16 protein-coding genes are annotated in these 24,025 nt (G+C 73.8%); 8 read left to right on the forward strand and 8 right to left on the reverse strand.

Features of this window, described 5'->3' with window-relative positions; genetic code table 11:
- Entirely contained in the window at window positions 1-1,185 is a 1,185-nt protein-coding gene (locus BS73_RS12990; protein WP_037571964.1) for a ferrochelatase, read from the reverse strand.
- Window positions 1,186-1,319: 134 nt separating this feature from the next.
- On the opposite strand from BS73_RS12990, the gene BS73_RS12995 reads away from it, so the two are divergent.
- Window positions 1,320-2,633 carry an MFS transporter gene (locus BS73_RS12995; protein WP_063836978.1) on the forward strand — a complete coding sequence of 438 codons (1,314 nt, stop codon included), beginning with the start codon at window positions 1,320-1,322 and terminating at the stop codon, window positions 2,631-2,633.
- Window positions 2,539-3,930 (forward strand): D-arabinono-1,4-lactone oxidase, encoded by a 1,392-nt coding sequence (locus BS73_RS13000; RefSeq protein WP_084704018.1) that lies wholly within the window; start codon window positions 2,539-2,541, stop codon window positions 3,928-3,930. Before BS73_RS12995 ends, BS73_RS13000 begins: the two co-directional genes overlap by 95 nt.
- Before the next feature lie 16 nt (window positions 3,931-3,946).
- Here the strand turns inward: BS73_RS13000 and BS73_RS13005 are convergent, their stop codons facing one another.
- Entirely contained in the window at window positions 3,947-5,131 is a 1,185-nt protein-coding gene (locus tag BS73_RS13005; RefSeq protein WP_037571966.1) for a hypothetical protein, read from the reverse strand.
- A gap of 518 nt (window positions 5,132-5,649) precedes the next feature.
- On the opposite strand from BS73_RS13005, the gene sepH reads away from it, so the two are divergent.
- A complete protein-coding gene (sepH, locus tag BS73_RS13010) occupies window positions 5,650-6,888 on the forward strand; it encodes a septation protein SepH (RefSeq protein WP_084704019.1) in 1,239 nt (412 codons plus the stop codon).
- A 97-nt stretch (window positions 6,889-6,985) separates the two neighbouring features.
- Here sepH and BS73_RS13015 read toward each other — a convergent pair whose 3' ends face one another.
- On the reverse strand, window positions 6,986-7,843 hold the full coding sequence (locus BS73_RS13015; protein ID WP_037579375.1) for a sulfurtransferase: 858 nt from the start codon (window positions 7,841-7,843) through the stop codon (window positions 6,986-6,988).
- A 193-nt stretch (window positions 7,844-8,036) separates the two neighbouring features.
- Here BS73_RS13015 and BS73_RS13020 point away from each other — a divergent pair, with 193 nt between their 5' ends.
- Window positions 8,037-8,807 (forward strand): VOC family protein, encoded by a 771-nt coding sequence (locus BS73_RS13020; protein WP_037571980.1) that lies wholly within the window; start codon window positions 8,037-8,039, stop codon window positions 8,805-8,807.
- Window positions 8,808-8,949: 142 nt separating this feature from the next.
- Here the strand turns inward: BS73_RS13020 and BS73_RS13025 are convergent, their stop codons facing one another.
- The 5 genes from BS73_RS13025 to BS73_RS13045 form a co-directional block, all read right to left on the reverse strand.
- The gene (locus BS73_RS13025; protein WP_037571982.1) at window positions 8,950-10,164 is read right to left on the reverse strand and encodes an alkaline phosphatase family protein; all 1,215 of its coding nucleotides are present in this window, start codon (window positions 10,162-10,164) and stop codon (window positions 8,950-8,952) included.
- Window positions 10,165-10,210: 46 nt separating this feature from the next.
- Complete coding sequence (locus BS73_RS13030; protein ID WP_037571984.1) at window positions 10,211-10,801, reverse strand: DUF5998 family protein; 591 nt, start codon at window positions 10,799-10,801, stop codon at window positions 10,211-10,213.
- Between the two features lie 83 nt (window positions 10,802-10,884).
- Complete coding sequence (locus tag BS73_RS13035; protein WP_037571987.1) at window positions 10,885-13,764, reverse strand: bifunctional acetate--CoA ligase family protein/GNAT family N-acetyltransferase; 2,880 nt, start codon at window positions 13,762-13,764, stop codon at window positions 10,885-10,887.
- Between the two features lie 507 nt (window positions 13,765-14,271).
- Window positions 14,272-16,743 carry a beta-L-arabinofuranosidase domain-containing protein gene (locus BS73_RS13040; RefSeq protein ID WP_037571989.1) on the reverse strand — a complete coding sequence of 824 codons (2,472 nt, stop codon included), beginning with the start codon at window positions 16,741-16,743 and terminating at the stop codon, window positions 14,272-14,274.
- Between the two features lie 12 nt (window positions 16,744-16,755).
- Window positions 16,756-18,909: a glutaminase family protein gene (locus BS73_RS13045; protein ID WP_322987260.1), complete on the reverse strand. Its 2,154-nt coding sequence runs from the start codon at window positions 18,907-18,909 to the stop codon at window positions 16,756-16,758.
- Between the two features lie 356 nt (window positions 18,910-19,265).
- Here BS73_RS13045 and BS73_RS13050 point away from each other — a divergent pair, with 356 nt between their 5' ends.
- The 4 genes from BS73_RS13050 to BS73_RS13065 are packed head-to-tail and all read left to right on the forward strand — an operon-like array spanning window position 19,266 to window position 24,001.
- Window positions 19,266-20,399, forward strand: a complete 1,134-nt coding sequence (locus BS73_RS13050) for an ABC transporter substrate-binding protein (RefSeq protein WP_037571993.1) — start codon at window positions 19,266-19,268, stop codon at window positions 20,397-20,399.
- Window positions 20,389-22,011, forward strand: a complete 1,623-nt coding sequence (locus tag BS73_RS13055; protein WP_051939879.1) for a sugar ABC transporter ATP-binding protein — start codon at window positions 20,389-20,391, stop codon at window positions 22,009-22,011. Before BS73_RS13050 ends, BS73_RS13055 begins: the two co-directional genes overlap by 11 nt.
- Window positions 22,008-22,970, forward strand: a complete 963-nt coding sequence (locus BS73_RS13060) for an ABC transporter permease (RefSeq protein ID WP_037571999.1) — start codon at window positions 22,008-22,010, stop codon at window positions 22,968-22,970. Before BS73_RS13055 ends, BS73_RS13060 begins: the two co-directional genes overlap by 4 nt.
- A complete protein-coding gene (locus BS73_RS13065; RefSeq protein WP_037572002.1) occupies window positions 22,967-24,001 on the forward strand; it encodes an ABC transporter permease in 1,035 nt (344 codons plus the stop codon). The genes BS73_RS13060 and BS73_RS13065 overlap by 4 nt, the downstream gene beginning before the upstream one ends.
- The last annotated feature ends 24 nt before the right edge of the window (window positions 24,002-24,025 follow it).

Genomic DNA, 24,025 nt, shown 5'->3' on the forward strand with positions numbered 1-24,025 from the left:
TCAGTCGGTCCAGTCGGCGCCGGCGGCCGCCGGCCGGGAGCCGCGCAGCGCCGGGCAGCAGCCCGCCGGGCACAGGTCGTGGCTCGGGCCAAGGTCGCCCAACGCGCAGCGCTCCGGGCGCTCGCCGCGCTCGGTGGCCGCCCGCTCCAGCACCAGCCGGCGCACCCCGGCGACGAAGCGCTCGTCGGTGCCGACCGTCGCCGCCCGGGCGGCCGGCAGGCCCAGCTCCTCGGCCTTGGCCGCGGCCTCGGTGTCCAGGTCGTACTTGACCTCCATGTGGTCCGAGACGAAGCCGATCGGGACCATCACCACGCCCGGCACGCCCTTGGCGTGCAGCGCCTCCAGGTGGTCGCAGACGTCCGGCTCCAGCCACGGGATGTGCGGGGCGCCGCTGCGGCTCTGGTAGACCAGCTCCCAGGGCCGTTCTGCCACCCCGGTGGCGTCCGCCACCCCCTGCGCCACCAGTCGGGCCACGTCCAGGTGCTGGGCCACGTAGGCGCCGCCGGGGCGGGACCGGGCCGGGTCGTCCGGGGCGCCGGAGCTGTCCGCCATCGCGGTCGGGATGGAGTGGGTGGTGAAGGCGAGGTGGGCGCCGGCCCGCGCCTCGGCCGGGAGGGTGTCCAGGGCGGCCAGGGCGGCGTCCACCATCGGGCCGACGAAGCCCGGGTGGTTGTAGTACACCCGCAGCTTGTCCACCCGGAGTTCGTTCGCGCCCGGGGCGCCCTCGGCGCGCAGCTCCAGCAGGGCGTCGGCGAGGTTCTCCCGGTACTGCCGGCAGCCGGAGTAGGCGGAGTAGGCGGAGGTGGCCAGGGTCAGCACCCGGCGGTGCCCGGCCGCGGCGATCTCCCGCAGGGTGTCCGTCAGATAGGGGGCCCAGTTCCGGTTGCCCCAGTAGACCGGCAGATCGAGCCCCTGCTCGGCGAGGTCCGCGCGGATCGCGGAGAGCAGCCGGCGGTTCTGCTCGTTGATCGGGCTCACCCCGCCGAACCGGAAGTAGTGCTGCCCCACCTCGGCCAGCCGCTCGCGCGGGATGCCCCGGCCGCGGGTCACGTTCTCCAGGAAGGGCACCACGTCCTCCGGCCCCTCCGGCCCCCCGAAGGAGAGCAGCAGCAGGGCGTCGTAGGGCGCGTACGGGACGGCCGGCGAGGCGGCCGCGGTGGCGGGGGTTTCGGGCGCTTCGGGCATGCCTTGATCCTGCCATCGATCCGGCCGGGGCTCGGGAGGCCGCCCCCGAGCGGTCCGGTGGGGCGGGGCCGCGGGGGGCCGGTCTCCTGGGGATAGCCTGTGAAGGTTGATCACGTCCTTGTCCCGGAGCACCCGTGCTGAGCAGCTATCGCAGGATCTTCGCCGCGCCCGGCTCCCTCGGCTTCTCCGCCGCGGGCTTCGTCTCCCGGCTGCCGCTCTCGATGACCGGCATCGGCGTGGTGACCATGCTGTCCCAGCTCCGCGGCGAGTACGGGATCGCCGGGGCGGTCTCGGCCGCCCTGGCCCTCTCGGCCGCCGCGTTCGGCCCGCAGATCGCCCGCCTGGTGGACCGGTACGGGCAGCGGCGGGTGGCCCGGCCGGCCGCCGCGATCTCGGTCGCCTCGGTGCTGGCGCTGCTGGCCTGCGCCGGCTGGGGGGCGCCGGCCTGGACGTACTTCGTCCTCGCGGTCGGCGCGGGCTGCATGCCGAACATGGGCGCGCTGGTCCGCGCCCGCTGGGCCGGCCTCTACCGCGGCTCGGACGAACTGCTGCACATCGCCTATTCCCTCGAGTCGGTGGTGGACGAGCTGTGCTTCATCACCGGGCCGATCCTCTCGGTCGGGCTGTGCACGGCGGTCTTCCCGGAGGCGGGGCCGCTGCTCTCGGCGGCCTTCCTGGCGGTCGGAGTGGCGCTGTTCACCGCGCAGCGGCGTACCGAGCCGGCCGTGGAGGCACATCCGGCCGGCGGAGCGGGCGGGCCGCTCGGCGGGGCGCTGCGCTCCCCCGGGCTGCTCGTGCTGGCCTCGACCTTCGTCGCGGTCGGCGCGGTCTTCGGCTCGGTGGACGTGGTCACGGTGGCCTTCTCCGACGCCCACCGCCACAAGGGGCTCTCCAGCCTGCTGCTGGCGCTCTACGCGGCGGGCTCCGGGCTCTCCGGGATCGTCTACGGATCGCTGCGGATCCGCGGCCCGCTGCCGCGGAGGTTTCTCACCGGTACGGCCGTGCTGGCCGTGAGTATGCTCCCCCTGCTAGTCGTGAAGAACCTCGTGGCCCTGGCGGCGGCCCTGTTCGTCGCCGGGCTCACCGTCTCGCCGCTCATGGTCACCGCGATGGGCCTGGTGGAGAGGATCGTCCCCGCGCGTCAGCTGACCGAGGGGATGACCTGGACCTCCACCGGGCTCGAGGTCGGGGTGGCGCTCGGCTCCTCCGCCGGCGGCTGGGTGGTGGACGGCGCGGGCGCCGGACACGGTTACCTGGTGACCGTCTCGGCCGGCCTCCTCGCCGCGGCCACGGCGTTCCTCGGGTCGCGTCGGCTGAGGTCGGCGCCCAAACGGGAGGGCACGGTCACAGCGGATGCCAGAGACACGGCGCACGGCGGAGACTTCGACCACGACGGGGGGCGCGGACCGGGTACCGGCGCCGGGGCGCGGGAGCGCGAGCTCCGCTGACCCGGTCGCCTGGCGGAACTGGGCGGGCAACCAGAGCGCCCGGCCCCGGCGGGTGGAGTCCCCCGCCGGCACCGAGGAGCTGGCCGCCGCGGTGCGCGCCGCGGCCGCGGACGGGCTGCCGGTGAAGGCGGTCGGCACCGGCCACTCCTTCACCCCGGCCGCGGTCACCGACGGCGTGCTGATCCGGCCCGAACGGCTGCGGGCGATCCGGGACGTGGACATCGCGGGCGGCACGGTCACCGTCGAGTCCGGGCTGCCGCTGGTCGAGCTGAACCGGCTGCTGGCGGCGGCCGGGCTGGCGCTGACCAACATGGGCGACATCATGGAGCAGACGGTGGCCGGCGCGGTCAGCACCGGCACCCACGGCACCGGCCGCTCCTCGGCCTCGCTCGCCGCCCAGCTGCGGGCGGTCGAACTGGTGCTGGCCGACGGCACGGTCACCACCTGCTCCGCGGAGAAGGAGCCGGAGCTCTTCGCGGGCGCCCGGCTCGGCCTCGGCGCCCTCGGCGTGATCAGCGCGCTGACCTTCGCCGTCGAGCCGGCCTTCCTCCTCACCGCCCACGAGCAGCCGATGGGCTTCGACGAGGTGCTCTCCCGGCTCGACGAACTCACCTCGGAGAACGAGCACTTCGAGTTCTACTGGTTCCCGCACACCGACCGGTGCAGCACCAAGCGCAACAACCGCAGCGCCGGACCGGCCGCCCCGCTGCCGCGCTTTCGGGAGTGGCTGGACGACGACTTCGTCTCCAACACCGTCTGGGAGGGGGCCTGCCGGGTCGGCCGCCGGCTGCCGGGCGTGATCCCGAGGATCGCCCAGATATCCAGCCGCGCCTGGAGCGAGCGCACCTACACGGACACCGCGTACAAGGTCTTCACCAGTCCGCGCCGGGTCCGTTTCATCGAGATGGAGTACGCGGTTCCGCGGGCCGCCGCGAGCGAGGTGCTCCGGGAGGTGAAGTCCCTGGTCGAGCGGTCCGACTGGCGGATCAGCTTCCCGGTGGAGGTGCGCTTCGCGCCCGCCGACGACCTCTGGCTCTCCACCGCGCACGGCCGGGACACCTGCTACATCGCGGTCCACCTCTACCAGGGGACCCCGGTCCGGGGGTACTTCGGCGAGGTGGAACGGATCATGACGGACTATCAGGGCCGTCCGCACTGGGGGAAGCTGCACACCCGGGAGGCCGCGCAGCTGGCCGAGGTCTATCCGCGGTTCGCGGACTTCCTCGCGCTGCGCGACCGGGTGGACCCGGAGCGGCGGTTCGGCAACGACTATCTGCGACGGGTGCTGGGAGCTTAGCGATGCCGGGCCGGTGTCAGCCGGTGGCGGAGTCGGCCGGCTGACCGGCCTGGTCCTGGGCCGAACCCTGGCCCGCGCTCTGGCCCGCCCCCTGCCCCGCGCCCTGGGTGGAGCCCTGGCCGGCCGAGCCGCCGGAACCGCCGGAGCCGCCGGAGGCGCCGCTCGACGGGGTGCTGGAGGCGCCGCCGCTGCCGGAGGGTTCCGGGCTCGGACTGGCGGAGGTTCCGCCGCCGGTGCCGCCGGTGCCGCCGTCGCTGCCTGAGGAGGCTCCGGAGGACGGCTCGGCGCTGCCGGAGGGGCCGGCGCTCGGTCCGCCGCTGGAACCGCTGCCGCCGGCGCCGCCCGGGTTGCTCGGGGACGGGGTCGTCCTGCCGCGGCCAGAGTCGTGGCCGCCGCCGAGGGTGGTGCCGCTGCCGTCCTCACCCTGCACCGTGGCGGAGATCGGCTTGTCGGTGACCAGTTCGACGGCGGTGATCGTCCCCATGGCGAGGGCGAACACCAGCAGCGGGGCGAGCAGGGCGACCTTCCAGTTCCTGGGGCGCCAGCCGATCCGGCTTCGGTAGGTGCTGACGGACTCGCCGTCCTCGGGCGGCACCCGGGGCGGCGCCACCTCGTGCGCGGGGGCGGCGGGGCCGGCCTCGTCGCGCAGGTCGGCGGCGATCCCCGTCTCGGGGCCCGGGAGGAGCTCGGTCTCGGGCTCGGTGCCGGATTTGGGGGGGATTTTGGACTCGGTCCCGCTCTCCTGGGCCTCCTCGCCGGCCGGGGAGAGGATCCGCAGGGTGTGCGCCCGGTCCGGGTCGAAGCCGGAGGGGTTCTTCAGCGGGCGGGTCGGCTGCGAGGGGAGCCTCGTCGCCGGTAGGGGCTCGGTCGGCGGGGGCGCCAGCGCGCTCAGCTCGTCGCCGACCGGACCGCGGCGCGGTGCGCCGCTGCCCGCCCGGGGGACCCGGCGCTTCTCCGGGCCCGCTCCGCCGGGCCATCGGCCGCTTGCCCGCGGGGCCGGGGTGTTGCGCTCGGCCAGTTGCTTCAACTGGTCACCGGTGCGGTGGAAGAGGTGGGTGAATATCGCGCTGCCCGAGGTGGACAGCACACTCATCACCACCGCGCCGGCGATCGTTCCGTACACCCCGAGCCTGGATGCCAGGATCGCGCCCACCACGGTCGCCAGTGCGCTCGCGACCACCTGGGTGACGCTCAGGTTCATGCCTCGCCGCTCACGTGTGCGGCCCTTGGACTGCTCTTCCGCCACGTATGTCCCTCAATCGACGCCTTCCTCCATATTGCACAAAGAATGACTGTTCGAGGATCGGATCGGTTCCGGATGGAGGAACCGTGTGAAGATGATCACCGTCCCTCCACCGGCTGACGCCCTTTCGGGTAGGGCCCCTTGAGATTCCGGTGATTCACGGGAGACTTGAGCGGCGAGCCGCACCACCTGTTGCCACGAATGGAGTACTGTTCGTGAGGCCTGGCCGGTGTCTGCTGCTTGCTGCCGTTCACCCGGACGGCAGGCCTGCGGTGCTCTCCCGGGGCAGCCGAGGGTCGGCTCGCGGTCAGGGCGCTGGCTGTCGTGCCGAGATTCGGCACGCCGAATAGGTAACCGTGCCATAACGGCGCGCCGGGGGAGGGGCCCGACACGCCGTCGGACTCTGCAAGGTTGTGAAGGATGTGGCCCGCCCGAGCCGGGACAGGCCACACTCAGTACGGGGAGCAGCGACGCAGGTGACGTCGGCAGGCACCACCCGGGAGGTAACCGTGCCCGAACTGCGTGTCGTGGCCGTCAGCAGTGACGGCGCACGGCTGGTGCTGAAGGCTGCCGACGCGACCGAGTACACCCTCCCGATCGATGAACGGTTGCGCGCCGCCGTGCGCGGCGACCGTCCGCGACTCGGGCAGATCGACGTCGAGAGCCACCTCAGGCCGCGTGACATCCAGGCCCGGATACGGGCCGGGGCCACCGCCGAGGAGGTGGCGCAGCTCGCCGGGATCTCCGTGGAGCGGGTCCGCCGCTTCGAGGGACCGGTCCTGGCCGAGCGGGCGTTCATGGCCGAGCGGGCGCGGAAGACCGCGATCCGCCGTCAGGGAGAGTCCACCGGACCGCAGTTGGGCGACACCGTCGCCGAACGACTGCTGCTGCGCGGCGCCGAGAAGGACAGCGCGGCCTGGGACTCCTGGCGCAGGGACGACGGGACCTGGGAGGTCGTCCTCGCCTTCCGCGCCGACGGCCGTACGTTCAGGGCGAGTTGGACCTACGACCCGCCGCGCCGGCTGGTGCAGGCCAACGACGACGAGGCGCGGGCGCTGATCGGCGAGGGCCCCGAGCGCGGTCCCGTCGAGGAGCCGACCTACCCGTTCGTGCCGCGGATCGCGCGGCTGCCGCGAGAGCGCGACGGACGGGAGCGGGACGGGCGTGAGCGCGAGGCGTTCCGCGGCGGCGGGCTCGGCCCGGGCAGCGGAATCAGCGGCCCCGGCGGCATCGGGGCGGGCGAGGACGGTGCGGGCGCGCCGGACGAGACGCCGGCCGCACCCGCGGCGGGTACGGGCGGTGCCGCGGCGGGAGCCGGGGCCGGCTCGGTCGCGGCCGGCGGCGACGCGCTGACCAGTCTGCTGGACTCGATGCCCGGGTTCCGGGGCGGTCGGCCCGAGCGGGTCGAACGCGTCGAGCGGGTGGAGCGAGTCGAGCGCGGTGACGGGGCGGGCGAGGAGCCGGGCGGTGCGCCGCGGGCCCCGGAGCCGCCCGAGCCGGAGACCGAGGTCCCGCCGGCCGCGGCGGCCTCGGCCGGCGCGGGGGCGGCGTATGCGGACATCCTGATGCCGCGGTCGGTCACCCCGCATCGGGACCGGTTGGTGGGGACCACCGACCGGCAGGCGGAGGCGGACGGGGTGCGGCCGGGGCGCCGGGCCACGGTGCCGACCTGGGACGAGATCGTCTTCGGCAGCCGCCGGAAGAAGAAGGACTGACGCGGGGTTCCCCGCATCGGCGAGAGGGCGGGGCCGGGGCTTTTGCCCCCGGCCCCGCCCTCTCGCCGTTTCCTCCGGGACTGCCGGCCCGCTCCGCTCAGGCGGTGGCAGCGGGCCGGTCCGTGGAGGACCACTCGCTCCAGGAGCCGGGGTAGAGGGCGGCTCGGTAGCCGGCGAGGGTGAGGGCCAGGATCTCGTGGGCGGCGGTGACCCCTGAGCCGCAGTAGACGCCGAGAGCCGGGGCGTCGTCGGCGCCCAGCGCGCGGAAGCGGGCGGCGAGCTTCTCCGGCGAGAGGAAGCGGCCGTCGGGGCCCACGTTGTCGGTGGTCGGCGCGGAGACCGCGCCGGGGATGTGGCCCGCGCGCGGATCGACCGGCTCGGTCTCCCCGCGATACCGCTCCCCCGCCCGGGCGTCCAGCAGCAGTCCGGGCCCCGCCGCCAGGGCCGCGGCGGCGTCCGCGTCCAGGGTGGGCAGGGCGCCTGGCCTGGGGGTGAAGTCGCCCTTCTCGTCGGCCGGGGTCTCGTCGCTGGTCGGGCGGCCGGAGTCGGTCCAGGCGCGCAGGCCGCCGTCCAGCACCCGCACCTGCGGGTGGCCGCCCCAGCGCAGCAGCCACCAGGCGCGGGCCGCCGCGGTGGCGGGGCCGGCGTCGTAGACGACCACCTCGCGGTCGGCGCGGACCCCGGCGCGGCGCAGCGCGGAGCCGAACACCTCCGGGTCGGGCAGCGGGTGGCGACCGCCGGCCGCGCCGGCCGGCGGGGCGGCGAGCTCGCTGTCCAGGGCGATGAAGTGGGCGCCCGGGATGTGCCCGGCGGCGTACTCCTCGGCACCGGAAGGGCCCCCGAGCTGCCAGCGGACGTCCAGCAGCGCGGGGGCCTCCGGGCCGGCGAGGCGCTCGGCCAGCTCGTCGGCGGTGATCAGCGGTCGGGTGTCGGTGCTGTGGTCGGCGTCATCCATGGCGGCCATTGTGGTGGGTCGAGGGTCCTGATTGCCGGGAGTCGACCCGGGGCAGGGTTCTTTTCGGTGGTCTTTCGGCTCCGTCCCCGCGCGGCCGGGGGGCGTGGCGCACCGGATGGTGGCACCATCGGCGGGGGCCTGGCCGCGGGGTTCGCCGGTTCGGGCGCACCGTCCGTCATGAGGAGGCGAAGCGATGGCCGATGTCGGGACCCGGTGCGTGCAGGGGAGCCCGTGCTGGGCCAGCCTGATGGCGCGCGATCTGGACACCGCATGCCGCTTCTACGGGCCCCTGCTCGGCTGGGACTTCGGCCCCGGCCCCACGCACATGGGCCCGTATGTGCGGGCCATGGTGGGCGGTGAGCCGGTGGCCGGGATCGGCGTGCTGCAGGAGCGGCTGGGAGCCTTTCCGGTCGCCTGGACCACGTACTTCGCGGCGGACAGCGCGGACGAGGTGGCGCAGCGGGCGCGGGAGTACGGCGGGACGGTGGCGGTGGGGCCGCTGGACGCCGAGAAGGCGGGGCGGTTGGTGATCGCCGCCGACCTGTTCGGGGCGGTCTTCGGGGTGTGGGAGGGGATGGACCACCCGGGCTGGCGCCGGCACGGGGAGCCGGGGTCGGTGGCGTGGTGCGAGCTGCATTCCCAGCAGGTGCAGGGGTCGGCGGCGTTCTACGCGGGGACCTTCGGGATGGCGGCGGTGGAGCGGCGGCCGGACTGGGCCGAGCTGCTGGCCGGGGGCACGGCGGTGGCCTGGATCTCCGGGCGGGGGGTCGATCCGAACAGCCGGCCCCGGTGGCGGATCTGCTTCGCGGTGGAGGATGTGGACGCCACGGCGGTGCGGGCGGCGGAGCTGGGCGGGTCCGTGCTGCAGCCGCCTCATGACCGGCCGTACGGGCGGGTGGCGGTGCTGCGGGATGTGGAGGGCGAGGAGTTCGCGGTGTCCGCGCTGGTGCCTGCGGCGGGCTAGGGCGCTGAGCCGCCCCTGCCCGAGACCGGAGGTGGGCTCGGATGCGGGGCGGCGACTTTCGGTCGCGTCGCCGGGGGCGGCGCCGTGGTGGGCTGATCGCGCAGTTCCCCGTGCCCCTTGCCTGGACCTGCGGCTCGCTGGGTCAGGGGCGGTGGACGGTGAGGAGGGGGACCAGTTGTTCTGCGGGGACCATGGAGCCGTGGAGGCCGATCATGGCGGATTCGCCTGGTTCCCGGCGGGTGGCGGTGATGGCGATGTCGTCGTGGGCCACGGCGACCACGTCGCCGATGCGCTCGCGCACCCGGGACTCGACGACGGGGCCGAACCAGCCCAGGTCGATGGCCTGGTCGCGGGTCGCCACCCACATCTGCTCGCCGAGCACCTCGGACCAGACGGCGGCCACGTCGCGGGCGGCGCCCGGGACGGCGTAGACGTGCCGGGCGCGGGCCTCGCCGCCGAGGAGGCGAACGCCGGCGCCGAGCTCCCAGTCCTCGTCGAAGTCGATCCGCTGCTCCTCCGGGATGTCCACCATGCCGTGGTCGGCGGTGATGTGGAGGGCGGAGCGCGGCGGGAGCTGCTCGGCCAGGCGCTGGGCGAGGCGGTCGACGACCATCAGGCGGCCGCGCCAGGCGTCGGAGTCGACGCCGTGCCGATGGCCCATCGCGTCCAGCTCGCTGTAGTACGTGTAGACCAGGGAGCGGTCGGCGGCGGCCAGGCGCTCGGCGGCCAGGTCCATCCGCTCCTCGCCGGTGAGGCGGCCGAGGAAGGTGCCGCCGGAGAGCGCGACCTTGGTCAGCGGGGTGTGCTCGAAGGCCGGCAGGGACACCTGGCAGGCGGCCACGCCGGCGGCGTGGGCGCGCTGGAAGACGGTGGCGTGCGGCTGCCACTCGGCGGGGCTGCCGGGGGGCGCGGGCTGCCAGCGGAGCTGGTTCATCAGGTGGTCGGTGCCGGGAACGGCGACCGTGTACCCGGCGAGGCCGTGCCGGCCGGGCGGGAGGCCGGTGCCGACGGAGGCCAGGCTCGTGGCGGTGGTCGCCGGGAAGCCCGCGGTGATCCTGCCGCCCGCCCCCCCGGCGGCGGCCGCCTCGGCCAGCAGGGAGGCCAGGAACGGGGCCTCGTCCGGGTGGTCCCTGAGAAGTTCCCAGCCCATGCCGTCGACCAGGAAGACGCAGACCCGGTCGGCGGGCACCAGGTCCAGTCCGGGGCCGGGGCCGTGGCCGTGGGAGCCGTCCGGCTCGTAGCCGGGCACGCCGAGGCCCCGGGCCACCATCGGCAGCAGGTCGGCGAGGGAACCGCTGCCGTAGGCCGGCACGGGGGCGTCCGCGGGGTCGAGCGGGCGGAAGTCGGTGTGGGTCATATCCGTCTGTGGACCAGTCTCATGAGGGGCGGGGGCTGACGACCGGTCAGGGACGGGCCTCGATGGTGGCGTCGGAGACGGCCTGGGCGAAGGCGAGGGCCTGCGCCACCGTCTCGGGACCGTCGCCGGCCTCGCTGACCCGCAGCTGGAGGTCGTCGGCGGTGGCCGAGCCGGTGTAGCCGTGGTCGGCCTCGCACTCGGGATCGCCGCAGGTGGCCGGCTCCAGGTCGAGGCGGGAGACGGCGCCCCAGCCGATGGTCAGCACCACCTCGCGGGGCAGGGTGCCGGGGGTGTAGGACTCCGGGTTGGCGACCACCCGGCTCACCACCACCGAGGAGACGTTGCCGATCCGGACGCTCTCGGTCGAGGTGGTCGCGTAGGGCACCGGGGAGGTGTCGTCGGCCCCCTGCTCGTCGGTGTGGCTGACCAGGAAGCGACTGGGGGTGAGCACCAGGACGGTGACGTGCCGACGGACCTCGTTGGCGTCGAAGGTGGTCTCCTGGTGCACCAGGTAGGACGTGATCGGCTCGGCGCCCACGACCGACTCGACGGCCTCGGCCACGAGCGCGGGGTAGTAGCCGCTGCGCTCGATCGCTGTGCGCAGGCCCTGGGAGGTACTGGTACCGGTCTTCGCCATGGGTCCATCCTGGCATGCGGAGCCGACAGCCCGGGCCTCACGGGCTCGTGGAACCCCGACGGAGTGGCGGGGCCCCGGCCGGGTCAGGCCGGCGGGAGGGGGAGGGCGCGGGGGCCGAGGTCGTTGCGCGGCTGCGGCGGGGTCAGCCGGATGCCCGCGTTGAGCACGGTCAGGCCGTGTGGGGCGACCACCACCGGCTCCAGTTCGAGGGCCGCGATCTCCGGCTGGTCGTCGACCAGGCGGGAGATCCGCAGCAGCAGGTCCTCCAGGGCCGGGGTGTCCACCGGTTCGGCTCCGCGCCAGCCGAAGAGCCGCGGGGCCGCCTTGATCTCGCGGATCTGCGAGGCGACGTCCCGGTCGGTGGCCGGGATCAGGCGGTGCGAGAGGTCGCCGAGCAGCTCGCTGGCCGCTCCGGCCAGGCCGAAGGAGAGGATGGCGCCGACGGCGGGGTCCACCGCGGCCCGGACGACGGTGTCCACCCCGCGCGGGGCCATGTGCTGGACGACCAGCCGGGCCCGCTCGGCACCGCCGAGGTTCGCGCAGACCTGGCGGTAGGCGAGGCGGAGCTGGGCCTCGTCGGGGAGGTCGAGGCGGACCGCGCCCAGGTCGGGGCGGTGCCGGAGGTGTCCGGCGACCGATTTGAGTGCGACCGGGTAGCCGAGTTCGGCGGCGGCCCGGACGGCGGCCTCCTCGTCCGGGGCGGGCAGCGCGGACGGGACGCGGATGCCGTAGTCGGCGAGGAGGCCGCGGGCGTCGGCGTCCGCCATCAGGAGGGCCCGGGACGGCGAGTCGCCCGGCGCGGCCGGCGGGAGCGCGGAGAGGGCGGCCTGGACGCGGGTGCGGGCGGCCTCCTCGTCGATGTCGGGGAAGGCGTCGTCCCGTGGGACCCGGCCGCCGGCGGCCTCGGCGCGGCGCCAGGCCGCGTACCGGACGCTGTGGGCGAGGGCGCGGACGGCCCGCTCGGGGGCCGGGTAGGCGGGGACCTCCGGGGTGAGGCGGCCGGGCAGGTCGGGGAGGGCGAGGTGGACGACGAGGAGGGGCTTCCCGGCGTCGGCGGCGCTGGCGTAGGCCTCGCGGAGGACGGTGGTGAGGGAGTCCGGCGCGGGGGGCAGGCCCTCCCCCGCGGCCTGGGCGCTGCCGGCCTCGGTGGCCGCGCGGAGCAGCCCCGCGCCCGGGAAGCCGGGGCCCTCCCCCAGCCCGAGGCGCGGGATGACGACGGCGATGACGGAGTCCGCCGAGGGGTCGGCGATCGCCTCGGCCAGGGCCCCGGCGAGTTCCTCCGGGGAGGCCTCGGTGCCCAGGTCGCGGGCCGGCTGCGGTTGGAGGCCGGCGCCCAGGCAGGCGTCGTAGGCGAGGGCGGCGAGGGAGTCGGAGTTGCCGGCGATGGCCACCCGGGGGCCCGCCGGGAGCGCGTGGTCGGCGAGCAGCTGGGCGGTGTCGTAGAGGTCGGTGATGGTCTCCACCCGGACCACGCCGGCCTGCTGGAAGAGGGCGTCGGCGGTGCTGTCGGCGATCCGGGCGGTGGCGGCGGCGTGGCCGGGCGGGAGGCTGCCGGTGTGCCGGCCCCCCTTGATCACCACGATCGGCTTGCGGGCGGCGGTGCGGCGGGCGATCCGGGTGAACTTCCGCGGGTTGCCGAAGGATTCGAGGTAGAGGAGGGCGATCGAGGTGTCCGGGTCCTCCTCCCAGTACTGCAGGAGGTCGTTGCCGGAGACGTCGGCGCGGTTGCCCGCGGAGACGAAGGAGGAGATGCCGAGTCCGCGGCGGGCGGCGCCCTCCAGCAGGGCGGCGCCGATCGCCCCGGACTGGGTGAAGACGCCGAAGCGGCCGCGTTCCGGGAGGCGCGGCGAGAGGGAGGCGTTGAGCCGGATCCCGGGGTCGGTGTTGACGATGCCGAAGGCGTTGGGGCCGATGACGCGGAGTCCGGCGGCGCGGGCCGAGGCGACCAGGCCGCGCTGCCGCTCGCGGCCCTCGGGGCCGCTCTCGGCGTAGCCGGCGGAGACCACCACCAGGCCCTGGACGCCGAGTTCTCCGCAGTCCGCGACCACGGAGGGGACCTCGGCGGCGGGGACGGCGACCACCACCAGGTCGATGGGTTCGTCGAGGGCGGCGAGGTCGCGGAGGGAGCGGTGGGCGGGGACGCCGTCGAGTTCCGACCCCGGCTCGGCGTGCCGGTTGATCGCGTGGAGGCTGCCGGTGAAGCCGGCCTCGCGAAGATCGCGGAGGAGGGTGCGGCCGAGGCCGGCCGGGCCGCGGCCGACGCCGACCACGGCGACCGAGCGGGGGGCGAGGAGGCGCTGCACGGAGCGGGCCTCGGCGCGGTGCTCGCGGGCGCGCATCACGGAGAGCGAGCGCTCGGTGGGCTCCAGGTCGAGCTCCAGGTGGAGGACGCCGTCGGCGAAGCTGCGGGTCTGGGTGTAACCGGCGTCGGTGAAGACCTTCGCCATCCGGCGGTTGTCCGGGAGGAGTTCGGCGGTGAAGCGGTCGATGCCGCGCTCGCGGGCGACGGCGGCGATGTGCTCCATCAGTGCGGAGGCGACGCCGCGGCCCTGGTGGGCGTCCTGGACCAGGAAGGCGACCTCGGCGGTGGCCGGGAGGTCGCTCTTCCGCACGGCCTCCGCGAGCTCGGGGCCGGTGCCGGCCGGGAGGCCGGTGTGGGGGTCGATGCGGTCGTACCGGACGGTGGCGATGAAGCGGTCGTTGACGAGGGCGGCGAGGCCGACGCGGTCGCGGTAGTCGTGGTGGGTGAAACGGCGGACGTCGCGGTCGGAGAGGCGGGGGTAGGGCGCGAAGAAGCGGTAGTACTTCGACTCGTCTGAGACCTCTTCGTAGAAGGCGACGAGGCGGCCGGCGTCGTCCGGGCGGATGGGACGGATCCGGGCGATCCCGCCGTCCCGCAGCACGACGTCGGCCTCCCAGTGCTCCGGGTAGCCCTGCGGGTTGGCGGCGGCGTCTACGTCCACGCTGACAGGCTAGCGATTGGCGCGGGACGGGGCGCGGGGCGCGGGGCGTTGCGTTCGGCAACGGAGCTCGGGCTGCGATCTGGTGGCGGTTGCCGGGTGCGGCGCCGTGGTGGGCTGGGCGCGCAGTTCCCCGCGCCCCCTACGCGCGCCTGCGCGGCGCTGCGCCGCAGGCGCAGGACAGGGGCGCGGGGAACTGCGCGGGCCGCCGGTTACGGTCCGCAGTCGGCAGCGGAGTTCGGGCTGCAATCCGGGGGCCGTTGCCGGGCGCCGCGCCGTGGTGGGCCGGGCGCGCAGTTCCCCGCGCCCCCTACGCGCGGCTGCGCGGCGCGGCGCCGCAGGCGCAGGAGAGGGGCGCGGGGAACTGCGCGGGCCGCCGGTTACGGTCCGCAGTCGGCAGCGGAGTTCCGGTTGCAACCCGGTAGCCGTTGCCGGGCGCGGCGCCGTAGGGGGCCGGGCGCGCAGTTCCCCGCGCCCCCTGCGTGCGCCTGCGGCGCTGCGTCGGGGCGCTCAGGTCGTCGTTACGCGCCAAGCGAGGAGGCCGGCGGAGACGGTGGGCTGGAGTTGGGTGACCACGCGGAGGGCGGTGGTTCGGATGGGGGCGAACGACGTGGTGTTGAAGGTGTCCTTGGCGGTGCCGTAGGCGGAGGGGTCGGGGACGGGGTGCCAGCTGCCGTCGGGGGCCTGGTAGTCGAGGTGCCAGGACTGGGGGACTCGGCAGGCGCCGTGGCCGGTGTCGTCGTACCAGTAGGTCTGGACGGCGGTGGCGGTCACGGGCTCGGCGTAGGTGTAGGAGACCCACTCGGCGCTGCCGGTGTGGCCCCACCAGGTGAAGCGGGGCAGCTGCTGGTCGTAGGAGTCGGTGGGGACGGCCGCGGCCCCGTTCATCAGGAGGGCCTGCGGGCTGTCGACCCCGCTGTAGGAGGCGTCGACCGCCGCCCAGGGGGTCGCGGAGGGACCGGAGCCCGCGAGGGGGAAGGCGGTGATGCGGAGCCGGGCCGCCGCGGAGGGGATGAGGGTGACCTGCTGGGCGGGGGTCCCGGCGGGGACGCGCGCGGGGCTGGGCTGGAGGGGGGCCAGGACGTTCTGGTCGTCGGTGCGCCAGGTGGGGATCCGGCGGGCCTTGGCGGTGATCCTGGCGGGGACGGTGTCCTGGGTGAAGGGGTTGGCGGCGTCCGGCGGGACCGCGGGGGTGGAGAAGGAGAGGGAGCGGGCCGGGTCCTCGGGGTCGAGTTGCAGGGCGTAGTTCCACGGGGAGCCGGCGCGGACCTCGTACTCGGGCCAGTCGTCGGTGCCGGAGAAGCGCGTCCACTGCTCGTCGATGCGCAGGGAGTAGGCGAGCGGGCCGCGACTCACCGAGACCGCGCCGCCGTTGGCCGGCCAGCGGTGGACGGCGGTGGACATCGGGAGGGTGAGGCGGAGCTGGTCGCCGCTGCGCCATTCGCGGTTGAGGACGAGGTAGCCGCCGGTCGAAGTGGCTTGCACGGCACGGCCGTTGAGCTTGACGGAGGGCCGGGCGCACCAGCCGGGGACGCGGAGGTAGAGCGGGAAGGTCAACGGCTTGGGGCTGGTCAGCCGGAGGTCGACGGTCTCGCCGAAGGGGTACTCGGTGTGCTCGGTGAAGGTGACCTCGGTGCCGTCGGCGACCTTGGCCCGGACCGTGGACTCGGCGTAGAGCGAGGCGCACAGACCCCCGTCCGCGCTGGCCAGCCACGCCTCCTCGGCGTAGTACGGCCAGCCCTGGCCGTAGTTGTGCGGGCAGCAGCGGTACTGGTGGACGCCAGGCATGTAGGCCTGCATCGCGAAGGCGTTGTCGAACTGGCCGTGCGACTTGGCGACGTCGTCCAGCTGAACGCCGTTGGCCGAGGTGATGTAGTGGGTGCCCTTCTGCTCCGGATCGAAGGCGGCGGGGAGGAGGTTGAGCGCCAGCTCCTCGCAGCGGTCGGCCCAGACCGGGTCGCCGGTCATCCGGTGCAGCAGCTCGTCGCTGCGCATGTACTCGACGATCCCGCAGGTCTCGAAGCCCTGCCTCGGGTCGTGGAAGCCGGGGCGGGCGTTCTCGTCGGCCGCGAAGCCCCCGCCGGGGAAGCCGCCGTAGGCGCCCATCACGGTGTCGTGCACCCGGTAGGTGGCGGCGCGGAGGGACGGGTCGCCGGCCAGCACGCCGTACTGGGCCGGTTCCCGGAAGCCCTGGGCGAGGTTGACGTTGTGCCAGGTCGGGATGGTGTGGGTGTAGTCGGCGCTGTTGGCGTGCATCGTGCGGACCAGGTCCAGCAGCGAGGAGTCGCCGGTGCGGTTGTAGAGCCAGTACGCGGCGTCGATGGTGTCGCCGACCCGGGCGGAGCCCCAGCCGAGGGAGAACTGCGAGCCGGGGAGGGTGTTCAGGAAGCCCAGCCAGCCGGTCAGGGTGTCCAGGACGCGGGTGTCGCCGCTGTACTCGTACCAGGTGCGCAGGGCGTCCAGCACCGGCATGTACGGCCAGTAGTCGGGGCCGCCGTTGAGCGAGGTGCGCAGGGCTGCGGGGCCGAAGAAGCCGTCGGACTGGCGGGTGGCGAGGATCCGGTCGATCCAGGCCTTGGCCTGCTCGATGGTGGCGGAGTCGCCGGTGACGTAGCCGAGGTCGCCGAACCCCCGCAGCCAGTACGGGAGTTCCTCCCAGCCGGTCTGGGAGGGCACGGACCAGCCGCTGGTCTGGGTGCCGAGGTAGTCGGAGACCTCGGGCATCCGGCCGTTGAGGCCGTTGAGTTGGAGGCGGAGCTGCTCGGCCAGCCAGCCGCCGGGGGTGACGCTGCCCGGGGGCAGCCGGAGGAAGGGCTCCCGCTGGAGCGGGGCCCGGTTGGCGGGGTAGCAGGGCCCGCCGGCCCCGACCAGGCCGAGGCCGGGTCGGGGCGCGGCGGCCTGCGCCGGCAGGCCGGTGAATCCGGCCAGCGCGGCACCGCCGGCGAGGACGAGGGAGCGGGCGAGGAAGCGGCGGCGATCCATCCCCCGGCCTCCTTACTTGCCCAGGCTGAGGAGGGCGAAGATCCCGCCGACGACCGGGCGGGCCTGGAAGCCGTTCTGCCGGTCGCCGACAGTGTCGTACCAGTCGGTGAAGGGCACCCGCGAGCTGGAGGTGTTGAGGAACTCGTAGAGGGTGCCGATCAGGCGGTCGCGGACCGGGTAGGCGTGCAGCCAGGCCGCGGTCCACATCTCCCAGTCACCCTTGGTGTAGGAGTGCCGGATGTCCAGCGGGATGCCGAACTGGTTGGCCTGGCCGAGGTACCAGGCGGCCTCCTCGGCGGCGACCTTCTCGGGGATCAGGCCGAGGCCGAGCAGCCGGTCCGGGTAGCCGTTGTACTTCAGCGACCAGGTGCCGGGCTGGTCGTAGGCCAGCTTGAGGTGGTCGCCGCCGGTGTCCTGGGCCTTGCTCACCCACTGGGTGATGTACGACTTCGCGGTCGACAGGTAGCTCGCGGAGTCGGCGGCGTTCCCGGCCGCGGTCGCGACCTGCGACATCGCGCCGATGCCGAGGATGCCCTTCAGGGCGAGGTTGGCGCTGTGCGCGATCCAGCCGGTGAAGTCGTCGGTCTGGTTCTGGTTGCCCGGGTCGAGGGCGTTGCCGACCAGGTAGTCCGCCCACTGCTTGAGGATCTTGTAGTGGGTGGTGGCGAAGGACTTGGCGCTGGCCGCGTCGGTGCGCTTGAGGTAGGCGGCGGACATGATGAGCATGTTCGCGGTCTCCTCGACCGGCATGTCCTCCTCGTTGCCGTCGTTGTGACCGCTGGCGTTGGGGTAACTGGAGCCCAGGTCGTGCTCGGCGAACTGCTTGGGCCAGCCGCCGTTCTCGGCGTAGTCGAGCATCGGCGCCAGGATCAGGCCCAGGTACTCGGGGTCGAGGTAGCTCCACACCGGCATGCACGGGTAGGTGACGTCGATGGTGGACACGTTGCCGTCGCTGGAGATCTCCTTGAGGAACACCCACGGCTTGCCGTTCCTGCTGACCAGCTCGGTGCCGGCGTACGCCTGGCGGAGCGCCAGGGCGCACAGCGCCGCGTACTTGGGGCCGGCGGCGGCGGTGGCCTCACTGCGGATCTTCGTGTCCAGCCGCGCGGTGCGCTGCTGGGCGGCGGCCAGGTCGGAGTGGAAGTAGCCGACCATCTGCTTCCAGTCCGACCAGTAGGACTTCCACAGCGGCGGCAGCTGGGTGCCCAGGTAGCTGACCGCGGGTTCGCGGACGTGGCCGACGGAGAGCTCCGCCCGGGCCGGGGTTTTGCCGACCGAGCCGAGGTCGAAGGCGAAGGCGAAGATCGGCCAGTGGTCGTTGATCGCCCGCGGCTGGTTGGTGTCCACGCTGTCGTCCAGTTTGCCGTCGGCGACGAAGGCGGGGCGGACGGCAGTGTCGGGGCCGATCGCGGAGGTCAGTCCGGGGCGCTGGGTGGCACTCCACACCACCGTGCCCCAGGTGGCCATGTCGCCGTTCTCCTGGAGCACCGGGGTGCCGGCCGGGGTGCAGGACAGCGTGGTGACCGAGGTCCCGGACGGGCCGCTGATCTGGTCCTTGCTCCAGTTGATCTTGGTGCCGGTGTTGTTGTGCGCCCACTCGCCGGAGATGTCGAAGTAGAGGGCGGCATGGTGGCTCTTGCCGTCGACGCTGCGCACGTCGGCGGTGATGTACGAGAGCGGCATGGACTGGCGGCGCAGGTCGCCGGGCTCCACCGGGGAGAGGAAGGTCAGGGTGAGCTCCACCCCGCCGCCGGTGTAGACGAACTGCGAGCGGGTGGCGGTGACCGTCAGCCGCTGCTGGACCAGGGCGCGGGAGCCGAGCCCGGTGAAGCCGGGGTTGCCGAAGAAGAGGTACGGGTCGCCGTCGACGAGGGCGACACCGGTCATCGCGGTGATGTGGTTGCCGGTCCAGAAGCCCGGCCAGTTGGCGGCGGTGTAGTCGGTCGCCATCCAGGTGCTGAGGTACGGGGAGCGGACGGCGAGCGGCACGGCCGGCGGGCGTATCGGGTCGAAGCCGGTGAGCGCCGCGGAGGCGGCGGTGCCGGCGGAGTCCGCGGTGGCCGCGGCTGCGGGCTGGGCCAGGCCGGGCAGGAGGGCGGCGGCGCCGGCGCCGACTCCGGCCGCTCCGGTCCAGCGGATGAGTCCGCGTCTGCTGATCTCGGTCATACGGTCCTCCAGGCTGCGGGGGGTGGGACGCTGGGGTTGACGAACCGTCAATAACGTGCGAGGCGGACAACGTTGAAGCTGACAACGTTGGCAGAGGTACGACGTTGGAAACTGAGCACGGGAATGACAGCACGCCCCGCCCACCCTGTCCACCCCCGGCGTCACAAGTCGCCCATCCACTCCTTCCCAATCCCACCAATACGGGCAGAAGTTGACTCTCGGTCATGATCGGACCCCGTTCCGGTGCGTGAATCGTCCACGAACCCGCGCAGATCCCTTGACAGGGTGGAGCGGCGTCGCCCAAGGTCCTCTACATCGTTGGAATTTCCCCACATCGACGAGGATGTGATCGGCGCATGTCCGCCACCACCCACCCCCGCCCGGGCACCCGCACCGCCAGAGTCGCACTCGCCGCGCTGTGCACCGCCGGGCTCGCCCTCACCGCTGCCGCCTGCACCAACTCGGGTACCGCCTCCGGTGGTTCCAGTTCCACCGGGGCCGCGGCCGCCGCCGGCGCGAACGCGCAGCAGACGGCGGCCGCCACCGGCGCCGCGGGCCCCGCCTGCACCTACCAGTCCTACGGCGGCAGCGGCGTGCCCAAGCTGACCATCGGCGCCGGGACCAAGATCGGGTTCTCCCAGTCGGAGTCCACCACCAACCCGTTCCGGGCCACCGAGACCGCCAGCATCGTCGCGGAGGCCAAGAAGGTCGGCGTCACCCTGCTGCAGGCCAACGCCAACGCGGACGTCAACGCGCAGAACTCGCAGATCGAGTCGCTGATAGCGCAGGGCGCGCAGGCGCTGATCGTCGCCCCGGAGAACTCGGACGGCCTGGCGCCGGCGCTGGCCGAGGCCAAGGCCAAGAAGATCCCGGTGCTCACCATCGACCGCACCGCCGGCACCGCCTGCCAGAACGTGATCTCCTTCATCGGCTCGGACTTCACCGGGCAGGCCGAGGCGGCCGCGGACGACCTGGCCAAGGCCACCGGGCAGAAGGCGAAGATCGCCATCCTCACCGGCACCCCCGGCAACAACGTCGCCGTGGACCGCACCAACGGCTTCCGCAACGAGCTGAAGAAGTACCCGGGGATGAGCGTGGTCGCCCAGCAGACCGGCCAGTTCGCGGAGACCACCGGCCAGCAGGTGATGGCCCAGCTGCTGCAGGCGCACCCGGACATCACCGCGGTCTACGCGGAGAACGACGAGATGGCGCTGGGCGCGATCCAGGCGGTCAAGGCGGCGGGCAAGACCCCCGGCAAGGACGTCAAGATCGTCTCCATCGACGGCATCCAGCAGTGCGTGGAGGACGTCTCCTCCGGCGTGATGGCCGCGGACATCGAGACCAACCCGCGCTTCGGCCCGCTGGCCTTCCAGTCGCTGAAGAACTTCTACTCCTCCACCGGCGTCCCGGCGAACGTGATCATCAAGGACCAGCACTTCGACGACAGCGGCCTGGCCAAGCAGGCGCTCGCCAGCGGCAATGTCTACTGAGCCGACGACCGCCGCCGGGCCGACGGGCACCGGGACGCCCCGGCCGGTGCTCGAGGTCGCCGGGGTCAGCAAGGCCTTCGCCGGGGTCCAGGCGCTCAGCGAGGTGGACTTCACCCTCCTCCCCGGCGAGGTGCACGCGCTGATCGGCGAGAACGGCGCCGGCAAGTCCACGCTGATCAAGGTGGTGACCGGGGTCCACCAGCCGGACTCCGGCACCGTCCGGCTGGCCGGCGAGGAGCGGCGGTTCGGCAACCCGCTGGAGGCCCAGGCCGCCGGGCTCTCCACGATCTACCAGGAGGTCAACCTCGTCCCGCTGATGTCGGTGGCGCGGAACCTCTATCTGGGCCGCGAGCCGCGGCGCCTCGGCCTGATCGACACCCGCCGGATGAACCGGGACGCCGCCGAGGCGCTGGCCAGGTACGGCGTCGAGGTGGACGTCACCAGGCCGCTGCGCACCCTCGGCCTGGGCGCCCAGCAGATGGTGGCGCTGGCCAGGGCGGTGCAGATCGACGCCCGCGTGGTGATCATGGACGAGCCGACCTCCTCGCTGGAACCGCGCGAGGTGGAGACCCTCTTCTCGGTGATCCGCGAGCTGAAGCGGCAGTCCATCGCGGTGGTCTACGTCAGCCACCGTCTCGACGAGCTGTACGCGGTCTGCGACCGGGTCACCGTGATGCGGGACGGCCGGGTCGTCCACACCGGCGAGATGGCCGGGCTGGAACGGCTGCGGCTGATCTCGCTGATGCTGGGCCGGGAGATGTCCACCGTCCGCAGCGAGGGCAGCACCGCCTTCGACAGCGACCGGCACCACGCCAAGGACGGCGTGCCCGCCCTGCGGGCCGAGGGACTGACGGTCCGTCACCGGCTGGACGGGGTCTCCTTCGAGATCCATCCGGGCGAGGTGGTCGGCCTCGGCGGGCTGCTCGGGGCCGGGCGGAGCGAGACCGCCAAGGCGGTCGTCGGGGCGCTGCCCGCGGAGTCCGGCGAGGTCGAGGTCGGTGGGAAGCCGCTGCGCAGGCGCAGCCCGGCGGCGGCGATCCGGGCCGGGGTGGTGATGCTGCCGGAGGACCGCAAGGTGGAGGGGATCATCCCGAGCCTGTCGGTACGGGAGAACATCTCGCTGGCCGCGCTCCCCCGGCTGTCCCGGGCCGGCCTGGTCTCGCGGGCCAAGCAGGACGAGGTCGTCGACTTCTTCATGAAGCGGCTGCGGATCAAGGCCTCCTCCCCGGACCAGCCGGTCCGCGACCTGTCCGGCGGCAACCAGCAGAAGGTGATGCTGGCCCGCTGGCTCTGCCTCAGCCCCAAGGTGCTGCTGCTGGACGAGCCCACCCGCGGCATCGACGTCGGCGCCAAGGCCGAAGTCCAGGGCCTGATCGACGAGTTGGCGGCGGACGGGCTCGGGGTGCTGCTGATCTCCTCCGATCTGGAGGAGCTGATCGAGGGCGCCGACCGGGTGGTGGTGCTCAAGGACGGCCGGGTGGTCGGCGGCCTGGACGGCGACCAGGTCAGCGAGGAGGGCCTGCTGGCCGCGCTGGCCACGGCACCGGGGACCGAGGACGAACGGGCCGGTGCCGCCGAGGAGAGCGGCACGGCCGAGGAGGAACCGGAATGACCACGCTCAGCTGGGCCGGCGGGATGGACCGCTCCCGCGCCCGGAGACTGCTCCAGGACTACGGGGTGTACGCGGCGCTGCTGCTGCTCTTCGTGGTGGCCGTGGCGCTCAACGGCTCGTTCATCGAGATGAGCAACCTGCGGGCGCAACTCCTCCAGGTGACGCCGGTACTGGTGGTCGCCCTCGGGATGTCGCTGGTGATCGGCACCGAGGGGATCGACCTCTCGGTGGGCGCGGTGATCGCGCTGGCCGCCGCCGTCCTCCCGCTCTACCTCGGCTACGGCTTCGGCGCCTCGCTGGTGGTGGCGCTGGTGGTGGGCGCGGTCTCGGGCGCCCTGGGCGGGGCGATGGTGGCCTTCGTCCGGGTGCAGCCGATCGTCGCGACCCTGTCGCTGATGATCGGGCTGCGCGGACTGGCGAACATCATCAACGGCAGCTCCGGCAAGCCGGTGACCGACTCCACGGTGGCCGACCTCGGCACCGGGAACCTGGCCGGGATCCCGGTGATGACCTGGATCGCGGTGGTCTGCACGGTGCTCACCGCGCTGGTGGTGCGGCGCACCACCTTCGGGCGGCAGCTGGTCGCGATCGGCGACAACCGGCAGGCGGCCCGGCTGGCCGGACTCCCGGTCCGGCGGGTGCTGATGACGGTGTACATCGTCTCCGGGGTGCTGGCCGCGCTGGCCGGGGTGATGCTGGTCGGCTACTCCGCCGAGTCCGACCCCTCGACCGTCGGCCTCAACTACGAACTCAACGCGATCACCGCGGTGGTGGTCGGCGGCACCCCGCTCACCGGCGGGCGGGTGCGGGTGCTCGGCACGGTGGCCGGCGCGCTGCTGATGCAGCTGATCTCGGCGGTGCTCCAGCAGCACAACATCCACCAGTCCTACCAGCAGATCATCGAGGCGGCGCTCATCTGCTTCGCCGTCTACGCCGCCCAGGAGCGTGGTACCCGATGAGCCCCACCGCCGTACGCCCGACCGCGCTGCCGCCGGACGACCCCGCGCCGCCGCCGGCCGGGGGGCAGGCCGCAGCGACCCCGCTGCGCGAGCGGGTCGCCCACCAGCTGCAGCGGCGGGGCGCCCCGGTGGTGCTGGTGCTGGTCGCGGTGATCGCCTCGATCTCCTCCTCCACCTTCCCCACCTGGTCCAACATCAGCTCGATCCTGGTGGGCAACAACTTCGTCTGGCTGCTCGCCCTCGGCATGACCTTCGTCATCATCACCGGCGGCATCGACCTCTCGGTGGGCTCGATGTACGCGCTGGGCGGGGTGCTCGGGGCCTACGGGGCGCAGCACGGCGGCTCGCTGGTCGCCCTGGTGCTGCCGATCGCGGTCGGCGCCGCCTGGGGGACCGTGCAGGGGCTGCTGGTGGCGCGGGCCCGGATGGCGCCGTTCATCGTCACCCTGGCCGGGCTGCTCGGCGCCCGCGGGCTGATGCAGGCGATCAGCAACGAGGGCGCGACCACCTACATCGTGCCCAAGAACTCCTTCTTCGCCTCGCTCGGCTCGGGCACCTGGGTGCCGCTGCTGATCCTGGCGGTGTTCTTCGCCGCCGGGACCGTGCTGCTGGCCCGCACCCGGTTCGGGGCGACCCTCACCGCGATGGGCGGGAACGAGAACGCGGCGGTGCTGATGGGGCTTCCGGTGGCCCGCGCGAAGGTGCTGGTCTACCTGCTGTCCGGGACGGTGGCGGCCACCGCGGGCGCGCTGGGCGCGGCCCGGCTGCAGTCCGGCGTGACCACCATCGGCGTCGGCTACGAGCTGACCGCGATCGCCTCGGTGGTGATCGGCGGGACGCTGCTCACCGGCGGCAGCGGGACGGTCGGCGGGACGCTCAGCGGGGTGCTGCTGCTGGGGGTGCTGCACAACCTGATCGACAGCCACTTCTCGCAGTACGGGTCGGCGTTCACGGACCTGGTGAACGGCGCCTTCCTGGCCGTGGTGGTGCTGCTGCAGACCCTCCTCAGCCGGACCCAGCAACTGTCCTGAAGGACCCGGCAACTGTCCTGAAGA

Source organism: Phaeacidiphilus oryzae TH49 (assembly GCF_000744815.1).
Taxonomy (GTDB): Bacteria; Actinomycetota; Actinomycetes; order Streptomycetales; family Streptomycetaceae; genus Phaeacidiphilus; species Phaeacidiphilus oryzae.

What these genes read in the sequence shown, in the direction of transcription:
- BS73_RS12990 (WP_037571964.1), bottom strand. Translation starts at nt 1,185, where the DNA reads ATGCCCGAAGCGCCCGAAACCCCCGCCACCGCGGCCGCCTCGCCGGCC.
- BS73_RS13000 (WP_084704018.1), top strand. Translation starts at nt 2,539, where the DNA reads ATGCCAGAGACACGGCGCACGGCGGAGACTTCGACCACGACGGGGGGC.
- BS73_RS13005 (WP_037571966.1), bottom strand. Translation starts at nt 5,131, where the DNA reads ATGAACCTGAGCGTCACCCAGGTGGTCGCGAGCGCACTGGCGACCGTG.
- BS73_RS13015 (WP_037579375.1), bottom strand. Translation starts at nt 7,843, where the DNA reads ATGGATGACGCCGACCACAGCACCGACACCCGACCGCTGATCACCGCC.
- BS73_RS13020 (WP_037571980.1), top strand. Translation starts at nt 8,037, where the DNA reads ATGGCCGATGTCGGGACCCGGTGCGTGCAGGGGAGCCCGTGCTGGGCC.
- BS73_RS13025 (WP_037571982.1), bottom strand. Translation starts at nt 10,164, where the DNA reads ATGACCCACACCGACTTCCGCCCGCTCGACCCCGCGGACGCCCCCGTG.
- BS73_RS13030 (WP_037571984.1), bottom strand. Translation starts at nt 10,801, where the DNA reads ATGGCGAAGACCGGTACCAGTACCTCCCAGGGCCTGCGCACAGCGATC.
- BS73_RS13040 (WP_037571989.1), bottom strand. Translation starts at nt 16,743, where the DNA reads ATGGATCGCCGCCGCTTCCTCGCCCGCTCCCTCGTCCTCGCCGGCGGT.
- BS73_RS13045 (WP_322987260.1), bottom strand. Translation starts at nt 18,909, where the DNA reads ATGACCGAGATCAGCAGACGCGGACTCATCCGCTGGACCGGAGCGGCC.
- BS73_RS13050 (WP_037571993.1), top strand. Translation starts at nt 19,266, where the DNA reads ATGTCCGCCACCACCCACCCCCGCCCGGGCACCCGCACCGCCAGAGTC.
- BS73_RS13055 (WP_051939879.1), top strand. Translation starts at nt 20,389, where the DNA reads ATGTCTACTGAGCCGACGACCGCCGCCGGGCCGACGGGCACCGGGACG.
- BS73_RS13060 (WP_037571999.1), top strand. Translation starts at nt 22,008, where the DNA reads ATGACCACGCTCAGCTGGGCCGGCGGGATGGACCGCTCCCGCGCCCGG.
- BS73_RS13065 (WP_037572002.1), top strand. Translation starts at nt 22,967, where the DNA reads ATGAGCCCCACCGCCGTACGCCCGACCGCGCTGCCGCCGGACGACCCC.